The 23,648-nt window shown below is 54.2% G+C and carries 22 protein-coding genes; 17 read left to right on the plus strand and 5 right to left on the minus strand.

All coding sequences use genetic code 11. The annotated features are described in order from the left end of the window. The first annotated feature begins 139 nt into the window (after nucleotides 1–139). The 6 genes from HOP44_RS04425 to HOP44_RS04450 all read left to right on the plus strand — a co-directional run bounded on the left by HOP44_RS04425 (nucleotide 140) and on the right by HOP44_RS04450 (nucleotide 6,256). Complete coding sequence (locus tag HOP44_RS04425; RefSeq protein ID WP_246369570.1) at nucleotides 140–1,315, plus strand: MFS transporter; 1,176 nt, start codon at nucleotides 140–142, stop codon at nucleotides 1,313–1,315. 73 nt (nucleotides 1,316–1,388) lie between these two features. After that, the gene (locus HOP44_RS04430; protein ID WP_172250900.1) at nucleotides 1,389–2,114 is read left to right on the plus strand and encodes a phosphonate ABC transporter ATP-binding protein; all 726 of its coding nucleotides are present in this window, start codon (nucleotides 1,389–1,391) and stop codon (nucleotides 2,112–2,114) included. 61 nt (nucleotides 2,115–2,175) lie between these two features. After that, the gene (locus tag HOP44_RS04435; RefSeq protein ID WP_172250902.1) at nucleotides 2,176–3,474 is read left to right on the plus strand and encodes a hypothetical protein; all 1,299 of its coding nucleotides are present in this window, start codon (nucleotides 2,176–2,178) and stop codon (nucleotides 3,472–3,474) included. A gap of 50 nt (nucleotides 3,475–3,524) precedes the next feature. After that, complete coding sequence (locus HOP44_RS04440) at nucleotides 3,525–4,223, plus strand: response regulator transcription factor (protein ID WP_172193843.1); 699 nt, start codon at nucleotides 3,525–3,527, stop codon at nucleotides 4,221–4,223. Beyond that, nucleotides 4,220–5,683, plus strand: coding sequence for a sensor histidine kinase (locus HOP44_RS04445; RefSeq protein WP_172250904.1), 1,464 nt, complete (start codon nucleotides 4,220–4,222; stop codon nucleotides 5,681–5,683). Before HOP44_RS04440 ends, HOP44_RS04445 begins: the two co-directional genes overlap by 4 nt. 60 nt (nucleotides 5,684–5,743) lie before the next feature. Continuing rightward, nucleotides 5,744–6,256, plus strand: coding sequence for a GNAT family N-acetyltransferase (locus tag HOP44_RS04450; protein ID WP_172250906.1), 513 nt, complete (start codon nucleotides 5,744–5,746; stop codon nucleotides 6,254–6,256). 105 nt (nucleotides 6,257–6,361) lie between these two features. Here the strand turns inward: HOP44_RS04450 and HOP44_RS04455 are convergent, their stop codons facing one another. Beyond that, nucleotides 6,362–7,576 (minus strand): glucose-1-phosphate adenylyltransferase, encoded by a 1,215-nt coding sequence (locus HOP44_RS04455; protein WP_172250908.1) that lies wholly within the window; start codon nucleotides 7,574–7,576, stop codon nucleotides 6,362–6,364. A gap of 219 nt (nucleotides 7,577–7,795) precedes the next feature. Between HOP44_RS04455 and glgB the strand changes: the two genes are divergently transcribed. The 3 genes from glgB to HOP44_RS04470 all read left to right on the plus strand — a co-directional run bounded on the left by glgB (nucleotide 7,796) and on the right by HOP44_RS04470 (nucleotide 11,874). Then, a complete protein-coding gene (gene glgB, locus HOP44_RS04460) occupies nucleotides 7,796–9,907 on the plus strand; it encodes a 1,4-alpha-glucan branching protein GlgB (RefSeq protein ID WP_172250910.1) in 2,112 nt (703 codons plus the stop codon). Beyond that, nucleotides 9,904–11,334, plus strand: coding sequence for a glycogen synthase GlgA (gene glgA, locus HOP44_RS04465; RefSeq protein WP_172250912.1), 1,431 nt, complete (start codon nucleotides 9,904–9,906; stop codon nucleotides 11,332–11,334). Before glgB ends, glgA begins: the two co-directional genes overlap by 4 nt. A 168-nt stretch (nucleotides 11,335–11,502) precedes the next feature. Beyond that, a complete protein-coding gene (locus tag HOP44_RS04470; RefSeq protein WP_172250914.1) occupies nucleotides 11,503–11,874 on the plus strand; it encodes an iron chaperone in 372 nt (123 codons plus the stop codon). Nucleotides 11,875–11,982: 108 nt separating this feature from the next. On the opposite strand, the gene HOP44_RS22985 is transcribed toward HOP44_RS04470, so the two are convergent. From HOP44_RS22985 to HOP44_RS04480, 3 genes are all read right to left on the minus strand, one after another. After that, on the minus strand, nucleotides 11,983–12,117 hold the full coding sequence (locus HOP44_RS22985) for a hypothetical protein (protein WP_281367766.1): 135 nt from the start codon (nucleotides 12,115–12,117) through the stop codon (nucleotides 11,983–11,985). A gap of 182 nt (nucleotides 12,118–12,299) precedes the next feature. After that, complete coding sequence (locus HOP44_RS04475; protein WP_172250916.1) at nucleotides 12,300–14,081, minus strand: alpha-glycosidase; 1,782 nt, start codon at nucleotides 14,079–14,081, stop codon at nucleotides 12,300–12,302. 204 nt (nucleotides 14,082–14,285) lie between these two features. Then, nucleotides 14,286–15,509 carry a M20 family metallopeptidase gene (locus HOP44_RS04480; protein ID WP_172250918.1) on the minus strand — a complete coding sequence of 408 codons (1,224 nt, stop codon included), beginning with the start codon at nucleotides 15,507–15,509 and terminating at the stop codon, nucleotides 14,286–14,288. A 202-nt stretch (nucleotides 15,510–15,711) separates the two neighbouring features. Between HOP44_RS04480 and HOP44_RS04485 the strand changes: the two genes are divergently transcribed. The 7 genes from HOP44_RS04485 to HOP44_RS04515 all read left to right on the plus strand — a co-directional run bounded on the left by HOP44_RS04485 (nucleotide 15,712) and on the right by HOP44_RS04515 (nucleotide 21,607). Next, complete coding sequence (locus HOP44_RS04485; protein WP_172250920.1) at nucleotides 15,712–17,187, plus strand: ABC transporter substrate-binding protein/permease; 1,476 nt, start codon at nucleotides 15,712–15,714, stop codon at nucleotides 17,185–17,187. Next, nucleotides 17,174–17,896 carry an ATP-binding cassette domain-containing protein gene (locus HOP44_RS04490; RefSeq protein WP_172193833.1) on the plus strand — a complete coding sequence of 241 codons (723 nt, stop codon included), beginning with the start codon at nucleotides 17,174–17,176 and terminating at the stop codon, nucleotides 17,894–17,896. Before HOP44_RS04485 ends, HOP44_RS04490 begins: the two co-directional genes overlap by 14 nt. Before the next feature lie 154 nt (nucleotides 17,897–18,050). Next, nucleotides 18,051–18,743, plus strand: a complete 693-nt coding sequence (locus HOP44_RS04495; RefSeq protein ID WP_172250922.1) for a dihydroorotate dehydrogenase electron transfer subunit — start codon at nucleotides 18,051–18,053, stop codon at nucleotides 18,741–18,743. Beyond that, on the plus strand, nucleotides 18,740–19,684 hold the full coding sequence (locus HOP44_RS04500; RefSeq protein WP_172250924.1) for a dihydroorotate dehydrogenase: 945 nt from the start codon (nucleotides 18,740–18,742) through the stop codon (nucleotides 19,682–19,684). The genes HOP44_RS04495 and HOP44_RS04500 overlap by 4 nt, the downstream gene beginning before the upstream one ends. A gap of 15 nt (nucleotides 19,685–19,699) precedes the next feature. Next, nucleotides 19,700–20,044: a prenylated flavin chaperone LpdD gene (lpdD, locus tag HOP44_RS04505; protein WP_172250926.1), complete on the plus strand. Its 345-nt coding sequence runs from the start codon at nucleotides 19,700–19,702 to the stop codon at nucleotides 20,042–20,044. A gap of 102 nt (nucleotides 20,045–20,146) precedes the next feature. Then, entirely contained in the window at nucleotides 20,147–20,818 is a 672-nt protein-coding gene (locus tag HOP44_RS04510; RefSeq protein WP_172193829.1) for a PspA/IM30 family protein, read from the plus strand. 378 nt (nucleotides 20,819–21,196) lie between these two features. Beyond that, nucleotides 21,197–21,607 (plus strand): DUF350 domain-containing protein, encoded by a 411-nt coding sequence (locus tag HOP44_RS04515; RefSeq protein ID WP_172193828.1) that lies wholly within the window; start codon nucleotides 21,197–21,199, stop codon nucleotides 21,605–21,607. A gap of 72 nt (nucleotides 21,608–21,679) precedes the next feature. Here the strand turns inward: HOP44_RS04515 and xerS are convergent, their stop codons facing one another. Beyond that, nucleotides 21,680–22,780: a tyrosine recombinase XerS gene (xerS, locus tag HOP44_RS04520; protein ID WP_172250928.1), complete on the minus strand. Its 1,101-nt coding sequence runs from the start codon at nucleotides 22,778–22,780 to the stop codon at nucleotides 21,680–21,682. 197 nt (nucleotides 22,781–22,977) lie between these two features. On the opposite strand from xerS, the gene HOP44_RS04525 reads away from it, so the two are divergent. Then, entirely contained in the window at nucleotides 22,978–23,472 is a 495-nt protein-coding gene (locus HOP44_RS04525) for a GNAT family N-acetyltransferase (RefSeq protein WP_172250930.1), read from the plus strand. Nucleotides 23,473–23,648 lie beyond the last annotated feature (176 nt).

Below are 23,648 nucleotides of genomic sequence, written 5' to 3' on the forward strand. Positions count from 1 at the left end.
TTGTTCAATCGATGACCTCCTATACCAAACATCGCCTTGCCTTTTGAACCTATTATGTATGTTTACGCATGAACTTGTCCACTACTAAGTGAGGGTGCGGCAGCCCGGAAGGGATGCCCCCGGAGAAAGGAAGATTGTGTTGTCTGCGCGTTCCCAATATTCGTATTATATTTTGCTCGGAGTCGTGGTCATGGCGGGTTTGAGCCAGGGCATGCTGCTGCCGCTGCTGTCCATTTTGCTGGAGGAACAGGGGGTCTCCGCTTCGGTCAACGGTCTGAATTCGGCAGCGCTTTATATCGGTTCTTTTGCCATGACGCTGGCTGCCGAGCGTCTGGTCGGCGTTGTCGGATTCAAGAAACTGCTGATCGGCGGTCTCGTCATGGTGATGATCGCCCTTCCGCTGTTTCCTCTGATTCCGGGGATCGGAATCTGGTTCGTGCTCCGCATGATCGTGGGAGCCGGAGACAGCGCGCTGAATTATGTGGCCCAGCTCTGGGTGCTGCTGGTGACGCCGGCAGAGAAACGCGGGCGCAACCTGTCGCTTTACGGCATGTCCTACGGGATCGGCTTCAGTATCGGTCCGCTCGGAATCGGGCTGGTCGATTACGGCGATTATGTTCCGTTTGTAGGACTGGCTGCATTGTTCCTGATTGTGCTGATTCTTGTTCTGCGCTATTTGCCCGAGTACCGGCCGGAACGGGAAGCCCAGCATTCAACCGGCTTCGGACGTTTTCCGCGGATTTACCGGTATGCCTGGTTTGCGCTGATTCCCGCTTTCCTGTACGGCTACATGGAAGCTTCGCTGAACGGCAATTTCCCCGTGTACGGGCTGCGTATCGGCTTGTCCAAAGAAGACATTGCGCTGCTGCTGCTCTGTATCGGAATTGGCGGGCTGATTCTCCAGCTTCCGCTTGGGATGCTCAGCGACCGTTTCGGACGTCGTCCGATCCTGATCGCGGCCGGTATCTGCGGCGGCCTGCTGTTTGTGCTCGTGCCGCTGGCCGGAACCAACCTGTGGGCCAACCTTGCGCTGTTCCTGGTGGCCGGGGGATTGGTCGGTTCGTTCTATTCGCTCGGGATGGCCTATGCCGCCGACCTGCTGCCCCGGGGTCTTATTCCGTCCGCCAATGTCGTAGCTTCTTTCCATTTCAGTATCGGCAGTATGGCGGGACCGGGGATCGGCGGTTACGGCATGCAGCACGGTTCTCCTTTTTTGCTGTTCTGGATCATGGGCGGCGCATATGTGCTGTTCGGGATGATGGGGTTCTTTTTCCGGGGGACACAGGCGAAAAAGTTCGAGAAAAAAGCCGCCTGACGTGGCAATAGGCAAGCGTTTCGGGGTACACTAGAGGAGTCAAGTTTACCAAGTCAGGGGAGTCGGATGGCGAATGATCAAGGTGAGAGGTTTGAGAAAGACCGTAAGCAGCGACAAGATACCCGTGCTCAAAGGGATAGACTTCGATCTCGTGCGCGGCGAGTTCGTGGCGATCGTCGGACCGAGCGGCAGCGGCAAAAGTATGCTGCTGCGCTGCCTGGCTCTGCGTGAAAAGTGGGATGGCGGAACGTTCGTCGTGGATGATCTCGACATCTTCAAAGCGGGCTGGTCCGGCCGCAGACGCATTCAGCGGGAATGGGCGTATCTGCAGCAGAATCCGGATCTCGACCCGAACCGGACCGCGCTGAAAAACGTGCTTATCGGTCAGGTCGGCCAGACGCCGGCTTGGCGGCGCTTCACCGGCATGGTGCGTACCGACGATTATATGGGCGCCATGGACATGATCGAATCGTTTGGTTTGCTGGACAAAGCCAAACTGAAATCGGACAGCCTGAGCGGAGGCGAGAAGCAGCGGATCGCGACGGCGCGCGCCTTGGCTCACGGTGCGAATGTGCTGCTTGCGGACGAACCCGTGATCGGGCTCGACCCGCAGACGGCCGACAGTGTGCTCGGCATGCTCAAGAACTTGTGCGAGAAGCAGGAGACAACCGTCGTGGCGGTGCTTCCGATCGAGTTGGCGGAGAGACATGCACACCGCATCTGGAGTATGGAAGACGGCAAAATCGTGCTCGATATTCGCGGAAGACGGTTGACGGCGGCGGAGAAAAGCCGGCTGTAGCCGAATTCGGCGCAGCGAACGACAGAGAGAATGGCCCAATCGGAAGAGAGTGAGCGAATACATGAAGAAAATGTGGTTGAGCGCGGCTTGTGCGGCAGGTCTGCTGCTTCTGTCGGGCTGCAGCGACACGCTGTCCCTGCCGGACCCGACGTCGCTGATTCGGCCTCCGCGCCTTCCGGCGGACAAGGAAGTGCTCAAGAACGTCATCGACCGGCAGCTTCCGGCGGGGGCGACAGCGGTGCGTACACGGGATTCCGAGGATACGCAAGCGGTCCATTACGCCGATCTTGATGGAGACGGAAAAAGAGAAGCGGTCGTTTTTTACAAGCCGGTCGAAAACGGAAGGAATATTCATCTGATGATCCTGCAGGAGCAGGGCGATACCTGGGTGAATGTGCTGGATATCGAAGGCAAAGGCCAGCAGCTCGACAAGCTGGACTTTACGGATATCTCCGGCGACGGCTATACCGACATCGTCGTCGGTTACGGTGCGGACGGAGAAGACGGGGCCAATGGTACGAACAGCACGCTGATGGTCTATTCGTATGCGGGTCAGGCCCTCGAGATTTTGGGGACCAAACTCGAACTGCCGTATTCCGAATTTGCTCTGGTCGATATGAACAAGGACAATCTGCAGGAATTGGTGCTGGTCAATCTCAAGCCGAATATCGGAACGGAGATCCGCGTTTATCAATACCAGGGGACCGACTTCCAGGAACTTTCTTCGCTGATTCTGCCCAACAAGACCGTTACGGGCTATTACAATGTAACGGCAGGCGAAGTGGCCAAAGATCAGAACGGCGTGGTGCTCGACATTATGATCGGCGCGGGTTCCTATACCCAGGTCGTCATGATGAAGAACGGTATTTTGCAATCGGTACTGGGCGAAGACGCGGCGTTCAAAGACGGCTTTGTCAAAAGCGAAGATGTGAACGGAGACGGCATTATCGAGATCAGCATGCTGAAAACGCCTTACGGCTGGAGCGATTTCAAGAACAAGGAAGATATTCCGATCCTGACGGTCTATGGGCAGTGGGACGGCAGCAAAGGCGTGACGCCGGTCAGGGAACAGTACCGCGATGCGAACGGGCGTTTTACGCTGCCGCCGTTTCCGCAGGAACTGTTGGGTAACGTGACCTTGAATACGGTATCCATGGTCGATAAATACCTGCAGTTTGTGCGGATCGACGATCGGAAATGGCTCGAGGAAGTTCGGTTTTTTACCCCGGTTCAATGGCAAAACGAATCCGAAGAAAAAGGCTGGATCAAGCTGTATAGTACAAGCAGCCAGGTGATTGCGTACCGGGTGAATCCGGAAGGCGAACTGGCCGCCGGCAAAACCGGCGCCCCGGCCACTTGAGTCCGCATCCATGACATATAACGGCAGGGAAGTCCGGAAAGGAGATTTTCATGAGTAAAGTATTGATTTTGGAAGACGAGGAATCGATCCGCAGTTTTATTGTCATCAACTTAAAGCGCAACGGATTTGAAGTGCTCGAAGCCGCGGAAGGCAATGAGGCGCTTCATATTTTGCAGACGGAACCGGGTATCGATATCGCGCTGCTCGACGTGATGGTTCCGGGCATCGACGGTTTCGAAGTATGCCGGCGAATCCGGGAAACGAACGAACGCATGGGCATCATTTTCCTGACGGCCAAAGTTCAGGAACAAGACAAAGTCTATGCGCTGTCGGTCGGAGCCGACGACCATGTCAGCAAGCCGTTCAGCCCGACGGAACTGATTGCGCGGATCCATTCGCTGCTCCGGCGCGTCAATGTGCACCGGGAGACCGCCGCCAAAGTTACGTTCGATTCGGGTCCGTTCAAGCTTGATCTGATTTCCAAACAGTTCAAAAAGAACAGCCAGGCGATCGAACTTACGCCGACGGAGTTTTCGTTGATCCAGTTTTTCCTCGAAAAAGAAAATACGCCGCTCAGCCGGGACGTGCTGCTCGATCACGTCTGGGGCAAGGAATATATGGGCGATCCGAAGATCGTGGATGTCAATATTCGCCGGCTGCGCCAGAAGATCGAAGACAATCCGTCGGAGCCCGAATACTTGCAAACGGTATGGGGGCACGGCTATAAATGGAAAGGTCAGGGTCAATGATCAAGAAAGGGATCGGCAGACAGATCGTGCTGCACTATTTCATCGTCATCTTCCTGGCGCTGATGCTCGTGGAAGTGGTATTTCTGTTTGCGATCCGGACTTACTACTACGATACGATCTACAACATGATTTCGAGCCATATCGATGTAACGGTTCGAAGCGCGCTGATCTCGACCAATTCGAGCGATTACAGCGAGGAAGAATATCTGAGCCAGATTCTGAGTCTGCTCAAGCTGCCTGAATCCGAGCTGCAAATCCTGGACGGCAAAGGCGACGTCAAGATCAGTTCTTCGGGCTTTGAAGTCGACAAGCCGGTTCAGACCAGCGATATTCCGCAGGCGCTGGCTTCCGGAGGTACCGCCAAATGGATCGGGCGCCAAGCGACGACGGGCGAGCCCGTTATGGCGGTCACCACGACCCTTCAGCAGGGAGGCGGACAGGTCTATCTGGCCCGCTTCGTCACTTCGATCGAAAAAGTCAATCAGCGGCTGACCGAGATTACGCTGGTTTCGATGGCGGTTATTGCGGCGGTTCTGGTTACGGTGCTAATCGTCAGTATCGGACTGGCCAATTCCATCGTACGGCCGATCAACAATATCATTGCCGTTTCCGCGCAGATGGCCAAAGGCAGGTTCGATGTCCGGGTCGAAGGCGACTATCGGTACGAGCTGGGCGAAATGGGTTCCACTTTGAACTATATGGCCGAAGAAATCGTGCGAAGCAACCAGATCAAAGACGACTTTATTTCTTCGATCTCGCATGAACTTCGTACACCGCTCACTTCGATCAAAGGCTGGAGCGAAACACTTGATTCGGGAGGATACGATCCGGACGAGACCCGGCTCGGTATGGGAATCATCGCCAAAGAAACGGAGCGGCTGATCGGGTTGGTCGAAGAGCTGCTCGACTTTTCGAAACTTCAGCAGAACGAGATGAAGCTGACGATGAAAAGGGTCGAACTCAAAGAACTGCTCAAAGAAATCGTGCTGAACGTTTGGGCCAAAGCCGAACTCAAAAAAGTGCAGCTGCGCGTGGAAGCGGACGAAGGGTCGTTTGCCGTCTACGGCGATGCGAACCGGCTGAAGCAGGTTTTTCTGAACATCGTCGACAATGCGGTGAAATTCTCGCACGAAAGCTCCGTCATTGTGCTGCATCTGTCGCGTGAAGACGGCTGGGTCCGGGCGGCGGTGCAGGACAGCGGAATCGGTATCGACGAAGAGAATCTGAGGCGGGTCAAAGACCGCTTCTTCCAGGTGAACACGCAGGGCGGGGGAACGGGGTTGGGGCTTGCGATTACCCAACAGCTCGTAGAACTGCATGAAGGACAGCTGGAGATGACGAGCGAACTTGGCGTCGGCACGACGGTCAGCGTCAAGCTGCCGCTGTTGGAAGAACCGGCAGTCGAAGAACGGGAGCTTGAACTTCCGGCAGGTCCTGAGCAAGGACCCGAACAGATCTAATCGGCTGGAGGATTGGCCTGCCGAGAAAAGTCCCTTATCGGATAGGAGCGTAAGAAGCGAATGAGTTTTTCTGCGGAAATGAAAATTCGTGAAGCAGGTCCCGAAGATGTGCCGATTCTGGCAGAGATGCTGCGCGAAGCGGCCGAGCGTATGGTTGAGGCGGGAGTGGACCAATGGAAGCCCGAAATGTTTGCAGAGGAAGCGGTCCGGGGTTATTTTGAGACCCGGCGCGTGTTTCTTCTGACGGCGGACGACCAGCCGGCCGGATTGTGTACGCTGCAATGCGGCGATCCGTCCTACTGGAAAGAGCTGGACGACGAACGGTATCTGTATCTGCATCGGCTTACGGTTCGCCCGGCTTATCGGGGAACGGATTTCGGTGCCAGGATGCTTCGCTTTGCGGAAGAAGAAGCCCTGCGGCAGGGCAAACTCGGGCTAAGACTGGATTGTGCCGCCCATCTGCCTAAGCTGAATGCCTATTACCAAAACCAGGGATTCCGATTCGTCGCCGAGCGCGACTTGAACCGGAGTGTAGGCGGCCGTTACGTGAACCTGTATCAAAAGACCTTTTGATTCCCTGTATCCCGAATCCGTGGTACGTTCCGGGAACGACAAAAAGCCGTATCCGAATTTGATTTCATAAATTCGGATACGGCTTTTTTGAATAAAACGGATCATCTACGAAGAAATATTGCCGGTCCGGCGCATACTCGCCGCTTCATAAGGGTCCTGAAGAGCGCGTACAGGCTGGGACCGAACGACAGGTTTGGCATAAACGGTCTCATGCGGACCAATGACCAGAATCTCGTTTGGCGTACCCTGGATCACGGCTCCGTCGCGAATGACGGCTTGTTCTCCGATAATGGCATATTCAATCTTGACATTGCGCCCAATTTGGGCTTCCGGCATGATAACACTGTCGGCAATCGCAGAACCTTTCCCGATCTGAACACCGCGGAAGAGCACCGAATGTTTGACGCTGCCTTCGTTCACGCAGGTTTCATGGACCATCGAAGCGATCGGAGAAGGGGAAAGCGTACGGCGGAACAACGCGGGACGGCTGAGCTGCCGATTGGTGAACATTGGCCAATCCGGTTTGTTCAATGCGAACTCGCTGTTATCGCCGAGCAGATCCATATGCGCTTCCCACAGGCTGTTCACTGTACCCACGTCTCTCCAGTAGCCGGCAAATGGATAAGCGCTTACCTGCGAACCGTCGCTCAGCATCAAAGGCAGCAGATCTTTGCCGAAATCGTGGGTGGACGTTTCGTGATGAAGGTCGTTCAGCAGGTAGCTGCGCAGATACGACCATTTGAAAATATAGATTCCCATCGAAGCCAGGCTGCTCATCGGCTTGGCCGGTTTTTCCGTGAAGTCCACGATCCGCATGTTGGCATCCGCGGTTACAATCCCGAAGCGGTGAGCTTCACTCAGCGGAACTTCCATCACGGAGAGAGTGGCATCCGCGCCGGAACGCTTGTGGGCCTCCAACATCTCGGCATAATCCATATGATAGATATGATCGCCGGACAAGATCAGCACATGTTCCGGATCATGGCGATCGATAAACTCGATATTTTTGGTGATGGCGTCGGCCGTGCCGCGATATTCCCCGTGTTCCCCGGAAGGAAGCAAAGTGACTTCGCCGCTTCCCGCAGCGATCTTCCAAGGATGTCCCTCGCCGATATGCTCATGGAGCGATTCGGCGGCGTACTGGGTCAGCACGCCGACGGTATCGATTCCCGAATTTAGGCAGTTGCTGAGAGGGAAATCGACAATGCGATAATGCCCGCCGAATGGCACCGCCGGTTTGGCCAATTTGGATGTGAGCGGCGCAAGTCGTCGGCCTTCCCCCCCGGCAAGCAGCATAGCGATGCAGTCTTTCTTATTCATGTTAATTTCCCTCCCGTGATGTATGTCAATATGATACATAATTAAACGGAAGAATACGGCTTTGAAACTTTACCGAAAGGAAATAAGTTGCAATCTTCGAAAAATTATTTTTTAGTATCAACTTATTCAGGTCACCCTTAGACGGGTAATAAGACTATTGATGCGTCCAAAACCAACCACTTGGCGGACGCTAACATCGGACAAGGGAGAGTGAAGAGGATGGGCAAAGCGCGGATGGCTGGATCGCAGCCTTTATCGCAAGAAGACATTTACTTATTCCATGAAGGTAACTTTTTTCACAGCTATCGCATGTTCGGCGCTCATCCGACGACGGAAGGCGGACAAGAAGGCGTGCGGTTTACGGTGTGGGCCCCCAATGCCGCAGCCGTCGGAATCGCGATGGACCGCAACAGCTGGGAAGGAAGCCTCAATCCTATGGAATCCATTGCCGAATCCGGCGGGATTTGGAGCTTGTTCATCGAAGGAATCGGCCATGGGGAACTGTACAAGTACGATATCCGCTCGGTAACGGGCGAACGTCTGCTCAAAGCGGATCCGTACGGCGTTTATGCGGAAGTTCGTCCCCATACCGCTTCGCGCGTGGGCTCGATCGAAGGATACGTCTGGGGTGACCAAGCCTGGAAAAGAAAACGGAAAGCGCCTTACGCCAAACCGGTCAACATTTACGAAATACAGCTGGGAACCTGGAAGCAAAAAGAAGACGGAACCTTCTATACATATCGGGAATTGGCCGACGTGCTGATCCCCTACGTAAAAGAAATGGGGTATACGCATCTGGAGTTTATGCCGTTGACCGAGTATCCTTATGATCTGTCATGGGGATACCAAGCGACGGGATATTTTGCGCCGACCAGCCGCTACGGTGAAGCCAAAGATCTCATGTACTTGATCGATCGCTGCCATCAGGCTGACATCGGTGTGCTGCTGGATTGGGTGCCGGGCCACTTTGCCAAAGACGCACACGGCCTGCGCCAGTTCGACGGGACTCCGCAGTACGAGTATGCCGATCCGATGCTGGCCGAGAAGCCGGGTTGGGGAACGCTGTCATTCGATTTCGGCAAACCTGAAGTCCAATCGTTCCTGATCTCAAGCGCTCTCTATTGGATGGATGTATTCCATTTTGACGGTCTGCGGATCGATGCGGTGACCAGTATGCTGCGTCTGGATTTCGAGAAGAAACCCCATCAATGGGCGCCCAATGCGCAGGGCGGCGTAGAGAATTACGACGCGATCCACTTTTTGCAAAAACTGAACAAAACGATCTTCGGCTATTATCCGAACGCGATCATGGCGGCCGAAGAATCAAGCGCCTGGCCTCTGGTCACTTCTCCCGCGCACGAGGGAGGGCTGGGTTTCAATTACAAATGGAATATGGGCTGGATGAACGATACGCTCAAATATGTGGAAGCCGGATTCGAGACCCGTCCTTCCCTGCATAATTTGCTGACGTTCCCGCTCGTCTACGCACATTCCGAGAACTATGTGCTGCCGCTGTCCCACGACGAAGTGGTTCACGGCAAGAAGTCGCTGCTGGACAAAATGCCGGGTCTGTACGAAGAAAAGTTCGCGGGTCTGCGCCTGCTGCTCGGTTATCAGATCACGCATCCCGGCAAAAAGCTCCTGTTCATGGGAGGAGAGTTCGGCCAGTTTATCGAATGGAGAGACGAGGAGCCGCTCGACTGGATTCTGCTCGACTATGAAGCGCACCGGAAGATGCAGGCTTATACGGCGGCGCTGAACCATTTTTACCTGGAAGAAAAAGCGCTTTGGGAAATCGACCACGACTGGGACGGTTACGATTGGATCAGTGCTTCCGACGAGAATCAGAGCGTCATTACCTTTATGAGAAAAGGCAAAAAAACAGGCGATACGCTGTATATCCTGATCAACTTCCAGCCTGTGGGCTACGACGATTACCGAATCGGCGTCGATAAATCGGGCGGCTACAAGGAAGTGTTCAACAGCGACGAGACTCGGTTTGGTGGAGAAGGACGCTTGAACGGCGACGTGCTGCGTGCGGTCAAAGAATCGTGGCACGGCCGGGACTATCATCTGTCGGTCAAGCTTCCGCCTCTGGGAATCGTCATACTCAAAAAAAGCGGACGGCTTGCGGATACGCTGAAAGCGGCGGTTCGCAGCGAAAAGGCTGAGCCCGCTCCAAAGCGGAAAAGTCCAGCCAAAAAAGAAGCGGACGGATCGAAAGCGGCTGCAGTGAAAAAAGCGCCTGCCAAGAAAAAAGCTTCTTCCAAATCGGAAGAGTCGCCGGCAGCGGACGAAAAAGGAACCGAAAGAAAGGGGAAAGCAAAATGAAATTGCTATTTGCAGCCGCAGAAGCGGCGCCTTTTATCAAAACGGGTGGGTTGGCCGATGTGATCGGCGCTTTACCCCGAGCATTGAAGCAGGCGGGGGCCGATATTCGTGTCGTGCTGCCCAAGTATAAAGGCATCCCCGATGCCTATAAGGAAAAAATGACGCATGTCGGCGAAACCAGCGTCAACCTGGGATGGCGCGGACAATACTGCGGCATCGAACAATATGACGACGACGGCATTCCGGTGTACTTTGTCGATAACGAATTTTACTTCGGCCGTGACGGAGTGTACGGTTACGGAGACGACGGCGAGCGGTTTGCCTTTTTCAACAAGGCGGTTCTGGATATTCTGCCGGAAATCGGCTTCAAGCCCGATGTGATCCACTGCCATGACTGGCATACGGGCATGATTCCGCTGCTGCTGCAGGACACGTATGCGCATGATCCTTTTTACGACAATATTGAGACGGTGTATACGATCCATAACCTGCTGTATCAAGGCGTATTCCCGTATGCGGTATTCGGCGAACTGCTGGGACTCGACAACCGTCACTTCACGAACGAAGGCGCGGAATATTACGGGAACGTGAATTTCATGAAAGCCGGCATTGTGTATTCGGGCAAAGTGACGACGGTCAGTCCTACTTACGCGCAGGAAATCCGTACAGCTTATTACGGCTACGGGCTCGACGGCCTGCTGTCTTCGATCGGCGACAAGCTGACGGGGATCGTCAACGGGATCGACACCAAAAGCTATAATCCGAATACGGACAAAACCCTGCATACCCGCTACAAGAGCAGCCTGGCCAAAAAGCGCGAGAACAAAACGGCGCTGCAGACGGAACTGGGGCTGCCGGTCAGTGTAAAAACGCCGATGATCGGAATCGTGTCGCGTCTGGTTGAACCGAAAGGCCTCGATCTGGTCGTGCGCGTATTGGACGAGCTGCTGTACGGCGAAGATGTTCAGGTAGTGGTGCTGGGTACCGGCGAAGCGGGCTACGAAGACTGGTTCCGCCAAGCCGCTTATCGTCATCCGGAACAGCTTGCGGTGCAGATTCGCTTCAGCGAAGCGCTATCGCGCAATGTTTATGCGGCCAGCGATCTGTTCCTGATGCCGTCCATGTTTGAACCGTGCGGCATCAGCCAGCTGCTTGCCATGCGCTACGGCAGCGTTCCGGTCGTGCGTGAAACCGGCGGATTGAACGATACGGTCCAGGCGTACAACGAATACACCGGCGAAGGCAACGGCTTCAGTTTCGCGGCGTACAACGCGCATGATATGCTGCATACGCTGCGCCGCGCGCTCGCTTTCTACCGCGAAGAACCGACATGGAAAAAGATCGTTCAAAACGGGATGACCTCGGATTTCAGCTGGCTCGCTTCGGCAAAAGAGTACATGGGAATCTACGAAGAATTGAAAGGCTGACCCCTGTGGAACCGCGTGTTACCAAACAGGAGAACGCGCGCGAAGAACCGGATTTATTATCCGGTTCTTTTTTATGGAAAAAGCTTGCCAAAACGGGGGATACCCGGCAAAATAAAGAGGTACAAATGTTCGTACGGCTAACGAGAATAGGTTGGAGGAGGGATAGCGATGAGCGTTTTTGCGGAATACCTGACCAAGATCGACGATCCGCTGCAAAAGGAACGTTTGGAAAATGTGTTTGCCTGGGTACAGGAGACTTTTCCGAATCTGGGAACAAAAATAGCTTGGAATCAGCCTATGTTCACCGACCATGATACGTTTATTTTGGCATTCAGCAGCGCCAAAGCGCATATGTCCGTTGCCCCGGAAGCGGCGGCCATGCAGCGTTTTTCCAGCCGGATCGAGCAGGCGGGTTATGCCCAGACCGCGCAGCTGTTTCGGATTCCGTGGAAAATGCCTGTCGATTACGAGCTGCTGCAAGATCTGATCGCTTTTAATATCGAAGACAAAGCGGATTGTACGACGTTCTGGAGAAAGTGAAGCGCAGGAAAGAAGCAGTCGGACAGCGGTTCCCCGCCGATCCGGCTGCTGAAGTCCGGAAGGAGCCGCGATCGGTTTTTAACCGGTCACGATTCGTCCGTGCCCGTTTCAAAACGGACTGAAGTAATAAACCAACATAAACAAAGCCGTTTTCACCCCGGTGCCGACCGATCCCCCACTCAGACGTTTTAACACTGCCAATACCGATACCACAATCGCTGCCATCGAAACGACGAAGAACATACCCGCCGCCTCCTTTCCTATCCGGTTCTCCCCCTAACCACTTAAGGAAAAATAACCAAATTAAAGGGTTTAAAACGCTTTCTTTTTGGGGGATCGGAGAAAATTTTGCGGCAAAAAGCCGCCTGCGCAGCAGGACGGCTTCTTGGTGTTTCAAAAATGACGTTTATCGAGCCAACAGCGGTTCAATCCGCTTCTTCTTCGCTCTCGGGAAGGCCGTCTCTATCCAGATTCCGGTACAAAATCCGATATCCGTACGGATCGAGCGGAATGGCCAGCTGCCCATCTACAGTCGGTACATTTTCTCCGGTCAGCGCGTCGCGCCAATCGTCGGTTTCGATCGGATGCGACAAAGTGCGGCCTTGATCGGTATTGTTCATCCAGAAGGTAAAATGGATATGGTCGTTGATCCGTTCGTACACAATACACGGATTGCCGGAATCGGCCATCAGGAAGCGGAAACGGCCGCCTCGCAGCGCCGCATTATTCTTGCGCAGCACGATCATCATGCGATAGAAATTGAACAGTTCGCGGTCCTGACGGGAAGGATTCCATTCCATGCATTTGCGGCAGTCCGGGTCCGCGCCGCCCTGCAGCCCAATCTCGTCGCCGTAGAAAATGCAGGGCGTGCCCATATACGTGAACAGGAACACGATCGCAAGCTTGAGCTTGCGTTTGTCGCCGCCCAGCCGGGTAAGCAGACGCGGAGTATCGTGACTGCACAGCATGTTGAAGACCACTTCGTTCGTCTGCTGCGGATAACGCATCAGCAGGCTGCCCATATGACTGGCAAACTGATAACCGTCCATACCGCCGCCGAAGAACGCCAATACTTTATCGGAAAAAGGGTAGTTCATGACGGAATCGAACTGGTCGCCCATAAGCCACGATAACGAGTCGCTCCACACTTCGCCGACCAGATAGGCATCCGGTTTGGCCGCTTTGACCACATCGCGGAACTCGCGCCAGAAATGATGGTCCACTTCATCCGCGACATCGAGCCGCCAGCCGTCGACGCCGATTTCCTGGATCCAGTATTTGGCGACGCCAAGCAGATATTTGCGCACTTCCTCGTTGCCGGTATTGAACTTGGGCATGTTGGAATAGAAACCGAAGGTATCATAGGTAGGAATACCGTCTTTGACGCCAAGCGGGAACTCGTTCACATGGAACCAATCCGCATAAGGCGAATAAGGACCTTTTGCGACGACATCCTGAAAAGGAGGAAAGTGGTCGCTGCAGTGATTGAATACGGCATCCAGGATGACGCGAATCCCCTTGCTATGACAAGCTTCAACGAGTTTTTTGAGCGTTTTGCTGTCGCCCAGATGAGGATCGACCGTTTTGTAATCGATCGTATCGTATTTGTGATAAGAGTTTGCGGTGAAGACGGGGGTGAAATAAATCGCGTTAATCCCCAGCTCCACCAGATAATCGATATGGTTCAATACCCCGCGCAGGTCGCCGCCGAACGAATCGGTGAGATTGGGCTGTCCGCCCCAGGGGAGTGTGCCGGGAGGATCGTTCGACGGATCGCCGTTTGCGAACCGGTCGGGCATAATCTGATAAAAGATGGCTTTTTTGGCCCAATCCGGCGCGGCGAACAGATCGACTTTGTGAATATAGGGGAATTCGTAGTAGCCTCCCGTGGGCACCGGCATTCCGTTATGCAGTTCATTGTCGGCTTTGTACAGCGTTTCGCTGCCGGCGATCAATCGGAATATGTAAGCGACACGTTTGAAATTTGGACGTACCGGACCTTCCCAATAATCGAAGTATTCGTCGGTGGCCGCTTTTTCCAATTCCACTTCGAAATAGGTCCGATTCCAGTCGTACTTGTCGCCGGTCAGTGCGGTTACCCGGTCGACATCGTTTTTCTTGGTGCGAAACCGCAGATGGATCGTATGCAGATCGTAGGCATACGCCCATTTGTCGCGCGGTACATGGTACATGGCTTCACGAAACATGGAATCGCCCCTTTTGTCGGAATAAACAGGAAAAATCGTCAGGCGGGGGACAGTTACCCAGCAGCATACAGATGGATGTTATTACCCGGGAAAAGTTTACATTGAAACCAAAAGAATCAAAGCGTCGGGTCGAACCGGGAAAAATGCACACCAAAAAGCCCTTCTCCGGCGCGTTCGAAACGAACACGGGAAAAGGGCGGACGTTTACTGCGCGTTCGATCCTGAAAAAGGAATCGGAGCGCTCGAATGGGAAGGGAGTTCGAGAAATTCCCGGCGTACGCGCTCCAGTAGGCCCGGAACGGTCAGGGTGTCGCAGACGGTACCCGCCAGCATCTTGGCCCCGAAAATCATGGCTTCGTAGGCGCTATCCTGCTGCGCGAGATCACGGAAACCGATACTGTGCAGCTCGTGGCGTTCCTTAACAACCTGAATGTAAGGATGGATCGCGGGGCAGCGGGTAGAGACGTTGCCGACATCGGCCGAACCTCCGTTTTCCGGTTCCTGAATAATTCCGGGGTCGACGCCGGCTTCGATCAGATTGCGGGTAAAGGTCTCGGACAGCGTCTCATTGGTAATCAGTTCGTCGTACGAATATTCGTAGTTCGACACTTTCAGCTCGCATCCGGTCTGCAGTGCGGCACCTTCGGCGATCCGGCGGACTTTGGCCACTAGTTCGTTCGTATAGGGCCGATCGGCCGAGCGGACATAGAACTGGGCCGAAGCGTAATCGGGAATAATATTGGCCGCAACGCCGCCTTGATTGATAATGCCATGGATCCGGGCGTCCGTGCGCGTCTGCTGACGCAGGGCGTTGATTGCGTTGAACAGCTGGAGCACCGCGTCCAGCGCGTTGATGCCCGCTTCGGGGCTGGCTGCGGCGTGGGAGGCTTTTCCATAGAATTCATATTGGATCGCATCCATCGCCAGCGCGCTGCCGGATTTCTGGAACGCGTAATACGGATGCGCCATCAGCGCGAAGTCGCAGTCGTCGAACAATCCGGCGTCGGCCATCGTAACTTTGGCGCCGCGTGTTTCTTCGGCCGGCGTACCGTAAACGCGCAGCGTACCTCCAAGCTCCCGTACGGTTTCCTGGAGACCGATCGCCGCGCCCAGACTCATCGTGCAGATCAGATGATGTCCGCAGGCATGGCCGATTTCCGGCAGCGCATCGTATTCGCACAGCAGCGCAATCGTCGGTCCCGGTTTGTCCGAGCGGAATGTACCGATAAAAGCGGTCTCGATTCCGAGTACCGGAGCTTCGACTTCAAAGCCATGCGCCAAGAGCGATTGTTTGAGCCTGGCGGACGCTTTGAATTCTTCGTTTCCGAGCTCCGGGTTCTGTGCAATATAGACAGCGATCTCTTTGAGTTCCGCATGATAACGGTCAATCGTATCTTCGATTCGCTGCTTATGCGCTTTATTATTCATCAATGGAAAGACTCCCCGCTTTGTTTATTTAGAAGTGAATTTTAGCATGCGAAGCGAACGTTTTCAACGCCGACGCGGCTTTTTGAGTAATGAAAAAGAAAGAAAAACAAAAAAAACAGGCGACATTTGCTGAATATTGTTGTATAAATATGAATATCATTTTATAATGACTTGTCATTTTACAACAGAGTGGAGAGAGAGCATGCTGAGACTGAAACGGATCATCCCGATGCTGCTGGCTCTGCTGATGCTGACGTTGGCGCTGTATCCCGGCCACGGACAAGCACAAGCACAGGGCGACTCGGGCACAAACGACAAAAAGACGATTATCGTCGGGTTAAGCGCGGATTTCGCGCCGTACGAATTTATGCTGACGGTAGACGGCAAGAGCAAAATCGTCGGTTCCGACGTCATGATCGCCGAACAAATCGCGGCCGACATGGGCGCGGAACTGAAGCTTGAGAATATGCCGTTCGACAGTCTGCTGCCGGCGCTGCAGAGCGGCCGGATCGATATGGTTATCTCCGGCATGACGCCGACCGACGAGCGCAGACAAAACGTCGACTTTTCGGATCTGTACTACATTTCCAAACAGGTCATCCTGACGCGCGCCGAAGATGCCGACAAGTTCCCGACGATGGCGGAACTCGAAGGTCTGCCGATCGGGGTACAGACGGGTTCGATTCAAGAAGAAATTGCGAATGGCATTCCGAACGCGCAGGTCACGGCCGTCAAAAGTATCTCCGACGTCGTCAGCCTGCTGCTGTCCGATCGCGTAGACGCAGCCGTCTTCGAAGGTCCGGTCGCCGAAGCGCAGGTCAAGAACCGTGCGGGTCTGGCGATCGCCGAAGCCGTGCCGGAAGACAGCGATACGCCGATGGCGATCGCCGTGGAGAAAGGCAATACGCAGCTGCTGACCGACATCAACAGCACGCTGAAGCGGCTGAACGATGAAAATGCGGTCGAAGGCTATATTCAGGCCGCCAACGAACTGAATTCCGGAGAGAACGCGCCGAGCAACATTTTCTCGTTCTTCTGGAAATATCGCGGTTATTACGCGGACGGCGTTCAGTATACCCTGCTGCTGTCGGCACTGGGCGTCCTGTTCGGATTCCTGATCGGTCTGTTGGTTTCCTTGCTGAGATTGTCGGGCGTCAAGATTCTGAAATGGATTGCCGTGGCCTATATCGAAGTGCTGCGGGGCACGCCGATGCTCGTCCAGCTCCTTATCATTCACTTCGGTTTGGCCAGCGCCTTCGATATCAAGTTTACGGTGCTGCAGTCGGGTATTATTACCTTGTCCCTCAACAGCTCGGCTTACCTGGCGGAAATCTTCCGTGCGGGAATCCAGGGCGTCGACAAAGGACAGATGGAAGCGGCGCGTTCCCTCGGTATGCCGCGCGGACTGGCGATGCGGACCATTATTATCCCGCAGGCGATCAAAAGCGTCCTGCCGGCGATCGGCAACGAGTTTGTCGTCATTATCAAGGAGTCGTCCATCGTATCGTTTATCGGGGTCGCCGACTTGATGTTCCAAGCCAACGCCGTACGTACGCTGACGTATTCCGGACTGTATCCGCTCGTGATCGCGGCGTTTATTTATCTGATTATGACGCTTATTCTGTCGAAACTGTTGAATGTATTGGAACGGAGGTTGAGTGCCGGTGATATCCGCTAAAAATCTGCAAAAGTCTTTTGGCAAAAATCAGGTCCTCAAAGGGATCGACGCCGAAATCCAAAAAGGCGAAGTCGTTGTCGTAATCGGTCCGAGCGGCTCGGGCAAAAGTACGTTTCTGCGCTGTCTGAACCGACTTGAAGAAGTGACGGGCGGAGAGATTCTGTTCGAAGGCAAGCCGATTACGGACAAGAAGCACAATATCGACAAGACCCGCGAGAAGATGGGCATGGTGTTCCAGCAGTTCAATTTGTTCCCGCACAAGACCGTGCTGGACAATATTACGCTGGCTCCAACCAAACTGCTCGGACTTTCCAAAGCCGAAGCCGACAAGCGCGCCGAAGCGCTGCTGCAGTCGGTCGGTCTGGAAGACAAGAAGAACGCGTATCCGGCGCAGCTGTCGGGCGGTCAAAAACAGCGGATCGCGATCGTGCGGGCACTTGCGATGCAGCCCCACGTGATGTTGTTCGACGAACCGACGTCGGCGCTTGACCCGGAAATGGTTGGCGAGGTGCTGGACGTGATGAAAAAGCTGGCCGAAGACGGCATGACGATGGTGATCGTCACGCACGAAATGGGCTTCGCCCGCGAAGTCGGCGACCGGATCCTGTTTATGGACGGCGGCGTGATCGTCGAGGAAGGGACGCCGGAAGAAGTATTCGGCGCACCGAAAAACGTACGGACGCAGGACTTTTTGAGCAAGGTACTGTAAGGAAGAGCGAAGTTTGCAAGCGAACAGAGATCGGATTGCGAAAAGCCCGGACGTCATCGTCCGGGCTTTTCGTGATGCTTGTCATAGCGATTCCTTTTTCCCTAAGGCATCATGGACAAGATATGCGCAAATCAGCAGTTCGGGGGAGGATCCTATGGCGACAATCATTTCCAACCGCCGCGTGGCGGAAGGCATTTACGTGATGCACGCGGAAGGGCAGTTCGGGGCGAAAATGGGACAGTTTTTTATGGTGCGAGGTTGGGACGGTTATCCGCTCTTGTCGCGTCCGCTCAGCGTGTACGACCAGAACGAATACGGAGTCAAGTTTCTATATAAAACGGCCGGAGAAGGCACGCGGATGCTGTCCCGGATGACAGCCGGAGACGACGTTACGCTGCTCGGACCGCTCGGCAACGGTTTTCCTCGGGCGCAGGGCCGAACCGCACTCGTCGGAGGCGGAATCGGGATTGCGCCTCTTTACTATACGGCGAGACATCTGGAGCAGGCCGATCTGTACTTGGGATTCAGTGAGAAAGTGTATGAAGAGCATGAATTCGAAGCGCTTGGCCATAAGCTGGAGATCGATCTCGGAGGGAGAGTGCTGGACCGCGTCGATTTCGATGCCTACGATACCATTTTCGTGTGCGGACCCGAACCGATGCTTCGTGCCGTCCAGATCAAAAGCGCCATGTCGTCGGGCAGAGCCGACGTCTATGTCTCGCTCGAGAACCGGATGGCCTGCGGAATCGGAGCCTGTCTGGTATGCAGCGTCGGCTGCGAGAGCGGGCGAAAAAAAGCGTGTACCGACGGACCGGTATTCCGCGCGGAAGAGGTGGTGCTGGCATGATCGAATCGACATTGGATACGTCCTGCCGCATAGGGCCGGTGACGTTCAAGAATCCGCTGATCATGGCTTCCGGAACATTCGGTTTCGGCAAAGAATACGGAAATCTGTACGATTTGTCCAAGCTCGGCGGGATTTCGGGCAAAGGAATTACCCTGCACCCGCGTCCGGGCAACCCGGGGATCCGCGTTTACGAGACGCCTTCCGGCATGCTGAACAGCGTCGGTCTCGAAAATCCGGGCATCGTTTCATTTTTGGCGGACGAGTGCGCTTTTTGGGAAAAGCTTGATACCGTCCGCATCGTCAATCTGGGCGGCGGTACCGTGCAGGACTATGTGGAAGGAGCCGCGATGATCGATGAAGATAGCCGTATCCGCGAACGGGAAGGACGAAAAGCGGTCGATATGATCGAACTCAACATCTCCTGTCCGAACGTCAAAGCGGGCGGCATGGCCTATGGGATCAAGACGTGTGTTGCGCGCGAAGTCGTACGTGAAGTACGGGACGCTACCCGACTGCCTCTTATGGTCAAATTGTCCCCGAATGCGGAAGATATCGCCGACATGGCGCAGATGTGCGAAGAAGAAGAGGCGGAAGCCGTCTCGCTGATCAATACGCTGTCCGGCATGAAGATCGATGTGCGCAGACGCCGCAGCGTGTTCGAGAATTTGTATGCCGGATTGTCGGGTCCCGCCGTCAAGCCGATTGCGCTGCGCATGGTCCATCAGGTGTGCAAAAGAGTACACATTCCCGTCGTGGGGATGGGTGGCATTTCGAGTTCGGAAGATATAATTGAGTTCATTATGGCAGGAGCCCGGGCGGTACAGGTCGGTACGTATAATTTCGTCAACTGGCATGCGGGAGCGGAGCTTGCCGAAGGCGTCGAGCGGTTTATGGTCGCGGAAGGCATTCGGAGTCTGGACGAGATTCGGGGTATTTTATAAAGGGGGCTGCCGGTTATGGCTTATTTGTACGATCCTGCCGATATTCGGGTCGAATGCAGGGAGATGGGGCGCGATCTGCTGCTGATGGTAACGGGAGGAAACTCGCATATCGGAGCGGTATCAACGGCTTATGCTGAAGAAGGCCGTATTCGGGTCGAGACTTCGACCGTGCCCGGACACAAAGAGAACGTGCTGAGCGAACGTGCCGCGCGGCATGCCGCCCGTCTGCTGGCATGTACGGTGACGGTAGCGATGGGGATTCACTACGACGGCCTTAACCGGGAGCAGATCGAAGAAATCGGGAGCATCGTGTCGGTCCGGATCGAAGAGGCGCTGAACGAAGCCGCAAAATTAATTTAAAAATTTGCAACACAATTATGAAACCGATCGTGGTGAGGTTCGTAATAAAAAGGGTAATGGTTGAAATCGAATAATAAGAATACGCTCAAGGAGGCAAACCGAATGTCCGTTTTTAAAAGATTGAGAGATCTCACTTTGTCCAACGTGTACTCATTGATTGAGAAAGCCGAGGATCCGGTTAAACTGACGGATCAGTACATTCGCGATATGCAGGAAGACCTGGCCGACGCGGAGAAAGCCGTTGCCGCCCAGATCGCAATCGAAAAGAAATTCAAGCAGCTTTACGAAGAGCAGTCCGAGCTGGTTAACCGCCGTACGGAGCAGGCCCACATGGCCGCCCAGGCACAGAACGTCGATCTGGCGCGCCGCGCGCTTGAAGAGAAGAATGCGGCCGAACAGAAGATGACCGAATACAAGAACAGCTTCGACCAGAACAAAGCGGCCGCCGACAATCTGCGCGGCAAGCTCGAAGAAATGCGCAAGCAGCTGACCGAGATGAAAAACAAGCGCGATACGCTGGTTGCCCGCTACAGCGCGGCCAAAGCGCAAACGGAAATCAACAAAACGATGTCCGGCTTCAATTCCGACAGCGCCACTTCCGGCCTGAAACGGATGGAAGACAAGATGCTCAATATGGAAGCTCAAGCCGAAGCCAGCAACGAAATGTCTGCCAAAGGCAAATCGCTGGACGACGAGTTCGCCGAACTTGGCAAAAACAGCGCGGTTGAGAGCGAATTGGCCGAGCTGATGAAGCAGTACGAGAAAAAAGAATAGGCTGCCGAATCGCTCAAGAGCGAATTGGCCGAGCTGAAAAGAATAGGCTGCCGAATCGCTCAAGAGCGAATTGGCCGAGCTGATGAAGCAGTACGAGAAAAAAGAATAGGCTGCCGAATCGCTCAAGAGCGAATTGGCCGAGCTGATGAAGCAGTACGAGAAAAAAGAATAGGCTGCCGGATCGCTCAAGAGCGAATTGGCCGAGCTGATGAAGCAAAGTAGCAGGCCCGTGCACTCGCAGGGCGACGCGGCGAAGAAAGCCGGGCGAAGGGGAACGCATGTACGCATGCGGCTCCCTTCGCTTTTTCATGGTTTTGTGCCCGCGCTTTTCGAAAGAGCGGTGCTGCATACATAATCGGCGCAGGAGGAGGACGGAAAGTGGAATTTTCGGATTTGGCAAGACTGGCGGTATGGACGCTTTCCGGAGCGGTGCTGTTGACCCTGTTGATGGTGATCGATTCGTTGTTTACGAAATACAAAGATTTTCAGGAATTGAAAAAAGGCAATCTCGCGGTCACGATTCGTCTGGTCATGAAGATTTTTGCCCAGGCGCTTATTTTGAAGTACGTACTGGAAGGATCTTCGGGGATTGTCAGCGCCTGGATCATCTCGTTCGTTTCTTTCGTTGTTTTGCTGGCGCTGGAGAGTGCGGTCGAGTTTGTTCTGCGCAAATGGGGCGGACTTAACCTGGATGAAGGAACGGAACGGGGCAATGTGGCACACGGTTTGTTTGCGGGAACGCTGCATGTAATCGGAGCCATGATTATTACGGCGGCACTGTCGATTTAGAGCGGCAGGAGTGTTGCAGGAATCCGCACGAAAAGGGGAGAATCGGCGAGCTGCCGGTTCCCCCTTTTTCGTTCAGGCTTCTTGCGTACCGTTTTCCCGGCTTCGCCGTTCGATGGCTTCGGACATGGTCTTATCCGTCAGATGCGCATAAATTTCGGTCGTTTCGGTAGAAGCGTGGCCCAGCTGTTCTTTCGTTTTATAGATATCGTTTTGCAAATAATAATCCGTGGCAAACGAATGGCGCAGCTTGTGCACCGTCAGGTAAGGTTTGCCGAAGCGTTTGGCGTATTTGATAATCATGGCCTGGATCGCCCGCTTGGTCATCCGCTTGCCTTCGGTTTGACCGTTCGGAATCGCGAGAAAAAGCGCTTTTTCCCGTTTGGAAGCGGCATACTCGCTGTCTCGAAGCGGCAGATAACGCTCCAGCGCGAATCGGGCCTGATCGCGGAAATAGACCGGGGTCTTGAAGGTTTCGTCGTTGCTGCCTTTGCGCAGAACATGCAGCAGCTTGTTGCCTACGTCGAGATCCGAGAGATTCAAGTTGATGACTTCCGAGACGCGCAGTCCCGAATTAAGGATCAGACTCGCAATACAAGCATCTCTTTCCTTGTTCTTGGCATGGGCATAAAGCGCCTGCTTGTTGGCAGATACATCGGCGGCATAGCCTTCTCGGATATAATCGATAAAAGCGACAAGTTCTTCTTCTTCCAGAATCTTGCCTTTGAGCTTGGCCGCGGTATCTTTGGGTTTGTTGGTCCGTTTGATCTCGATCTTGGCCATGACGTTGCGTTTGAGCAGCGGATAAAAATCGTCGTCTTCCGCGATTTGGCTCAGGTAATGGAACATCGAACGAAGCGCCGACAGTTTACGGATGACGGTCGTACGGGAGTTGGTGCCTTCGGTGCGTGTCGTCAGATACAGCCGGTATCCGGTAATATTCTCGATCCGCAGCGATTCCAATTCGGCGAGGGTCACGTCTTTGAGGGCAGCGGCAGAAGAAAGACCTTCGGCGCGCAGCCAGTTGAAGAACGATTCGTAATCCCGAACATACTCCAGCAGGGTGGAAGGGGAGAGATCGGGCAGTTTGTAATCGATAAATTGCTGGACATACCAAGGCATCTCCGGCAGCTTCTCGCCAAGACGCGTACGGTCGATCGCTTTTTGAATACTCATGGGGCTTCTCCTTTTTGCAAAAGATGAACAGGCCGCCCGGTACAAACCGGTTAGTCGTTTTATTTTACCACACGATGAAGCTCTTCAGGCAAACTCCCGTTCGTGAATTTCGGATACCGGAGTTGCCGGGAAGCCCGCGGGTCGGTTACGATAAAGAGACAGCAGAGCGGATAACAGGGAAAAAGGAGCCGAAAAGAATGGGACCGATTGTAGAACTGGAACTTGTACCGGAACCCCGCCGGGCGGTGATCGAAAATCTGCTTCAGTTTTATTTGTATGATTTTACGCGGTATCTGGATATTGCGGCGGATGAGAACGGCCGTCTGCCGGATTATCCCGATCTGGACGACTTTTGGGCATATCCGCAGCGCAAATTCCCTTTCTTGATCCGTGCCGACGGAGAGCCGGCCGGATTGGCGCTGGTCGAACGTACCGATGATGAGGGAAGCCGGCCTTCGTATTATATGGTCGAGTTTTTCGTGCTGCAGAAGTTTCGCAGACGCGGAGTCGGCAGGGTAGCCGCGGCTATGCTGTTCGATCGTTTCAAAGGCCGCTGGAAAGTGACCCAACTCAAAAACAACGAGCCGGCCCAGCAGTTCTGGCGGCGGATTATCGGGATATATACGGCGGGAGCGTACAAAGAGCGCACTCATCCGTTTCAGGGACATCCCAGCCAGTATTTCGAAAGTTAAACGCTTGTCTCGTATAAACAGTAGGCTTTCGTTCGTCTGAATGGCACAAGGGTTAGGTGCGAATCAGACGTGCGAAACCGAACCTCTGAAGAGACAAGCGTTAAACGCTTGTCTCGTATAAACAGTAGGCTTTCGTTCGTCTGAATGGCACAAGGGTTAGGTGCGAATCAGACGTG

It is taken from the genome of Saccharibacillus deserti, from assembly GCF_013618475.1.
Lineage (GTDB): Bacteria > Bacillota > Bacilli > Paenibacillales > Paenibacillaceae > Saccharibacillus > Saccharibacillus deserti.

What these genes read in the sequence shown, in the direction of transcription:
- HOP44_RS04430 (WP_172250900.1), top strand. Translation starts at nt 1,389, where the DNA reads ATGATCAAGGTGAGAGGTTTGAGAAAGACCGTAAGCAGCGACAAGATA.
- HOP44_RS04435 (WP_172250902.1), top strand. Translation starts at nt 2,176, where the DNA reads ATGAAGAAAATGTGGTTGAGCGCGGCTTGTGCGGCAGGTCTGCTGCTT.
- HOP44_RS04440 (WP_172193843.1), top strand. Translation starts at nt 3,525, where the DNA reads ATGAGTAAAGTATTGATTTTGGAAGACGAGGAATCGATCCGCAGTTTT.
- HOP44_RS04445 (WP_172250904.1), top strand. Translation starts at nt 4,220, where the DNA reads ATGATCAAGAAAGGGATCGGCAGACAGATCGTGCTGCACTATTTCATC.
- HOP44_RS04450 (WP_172250906.1), top strand. Translation starts at nt 5,744, where the DNA reads ATGAGTTTTTCTGCGGAAATGAAAATTCGTGAAGCAGGTCCCGAAGAT.
- HOP44_RS04455 (WP_172250908.1), bottom strand. Translation starts at nt 7,576, where the DNA reads ATGAATAAGAAAGACTGCATCGCTATGCTGCTTGCCGGGGGGGAAGGC.
- glgB (WP_172250910.1), top strand. Translation starts at nt 7,796, where the DNA reads ATGGGCAAAGCGCGGATGGCTGGATCGCAGCCTTTATCGCAAGAAGAC.
- glgA (WP_172250912.1), top strand. Translation starts at nt 9,904, where the DNA reads ATGAAATTGCTATTTGCAGCCGCAGAAGCGGCGCCTTTTATCAAAACG.
- HOP44_RS04470 (WP_172250914.1), top strand. Translation starts at nt 11,503, where the DNA reads ATGAGCGTTTTTGCGGAATACCTGACCAAGATCGACGATCCGCTGCAA.
- HOP44_RS22985 (WP_281367766.1), bottom strand. Translation starts at nt 12,117, where the DNA reads ATGTTCTTCGTCGTTTCGATGGCAGCGATTGTGGTATCGGTATTGGCA.
- HOP44_RS04475 (WP_172250916.1), bottom strand. Translation starts at nt 14,081, where the DNA reads ATGTTTCGTGAAGCCATGTACCATGTACCGCGCGACAAATGGGCGTAT.
- HOP44_RS04480 (WP_172250918.1), bottom strand. Translation starts at nt 15,509, where the DNA reads ATGAATAATAAAGCGCATAAGCAGCGAATCGAAGATACGATTGACCGT.
- HOP44_RS04485 (WP_172250920.1), top strand. Translation starts at nt 15,712, where the DNA reads ATGCTGAGACTGAAACGGATCATCCCGATGCTGCTGGCTCTGCTGATG.
- HOP44_RS04495 (WP_172250922.1), top strand. Translation starts at nt 18,051, where the DNA reads ATGGCGACAATCATTTCCAACCGCCGCGTGGCGGAAGGCATTTACGTG.
- HOP44_RS04500 (WP_172250924.1), top strand. Translation starts at nt 18,740, where the DNA reads ATGATCGAATCGACATTGGATACGTCCTGCCGCATAGGGCCGGTGACG.
- lpdD (WP_172250926.1), top strand. Translation starts at nt 19,700, where the DNA reads ATGGCTTATTTGTACGATCCTGCCGATATTCGGGTCGAATGCAGGGAG.
- HOP44_RS04510 (WP_172193829.1), top strand. Translation starts at nt 20,147, where the DNA reads ATGTCCGTTTTTAAAAGATTGAGAGATCTCACTTTGTCCAACGTGTAC.
- xerS (WP_172250928.1), bottom strand. Translation starts at nt 22,780, where the DNA reads ATGAGTATTCAAAAAGCGATCGACCGTACGCGTCTTGGCGAGAAGCTG.
- HOP44_RS04525 (WP_172250930.1), top strand. Translation starts at nt 22,978, where the DNA reads ATGGGACCGATTGTAGAACTGGAACTTGTACCGGAACCCCGCCGGGCG.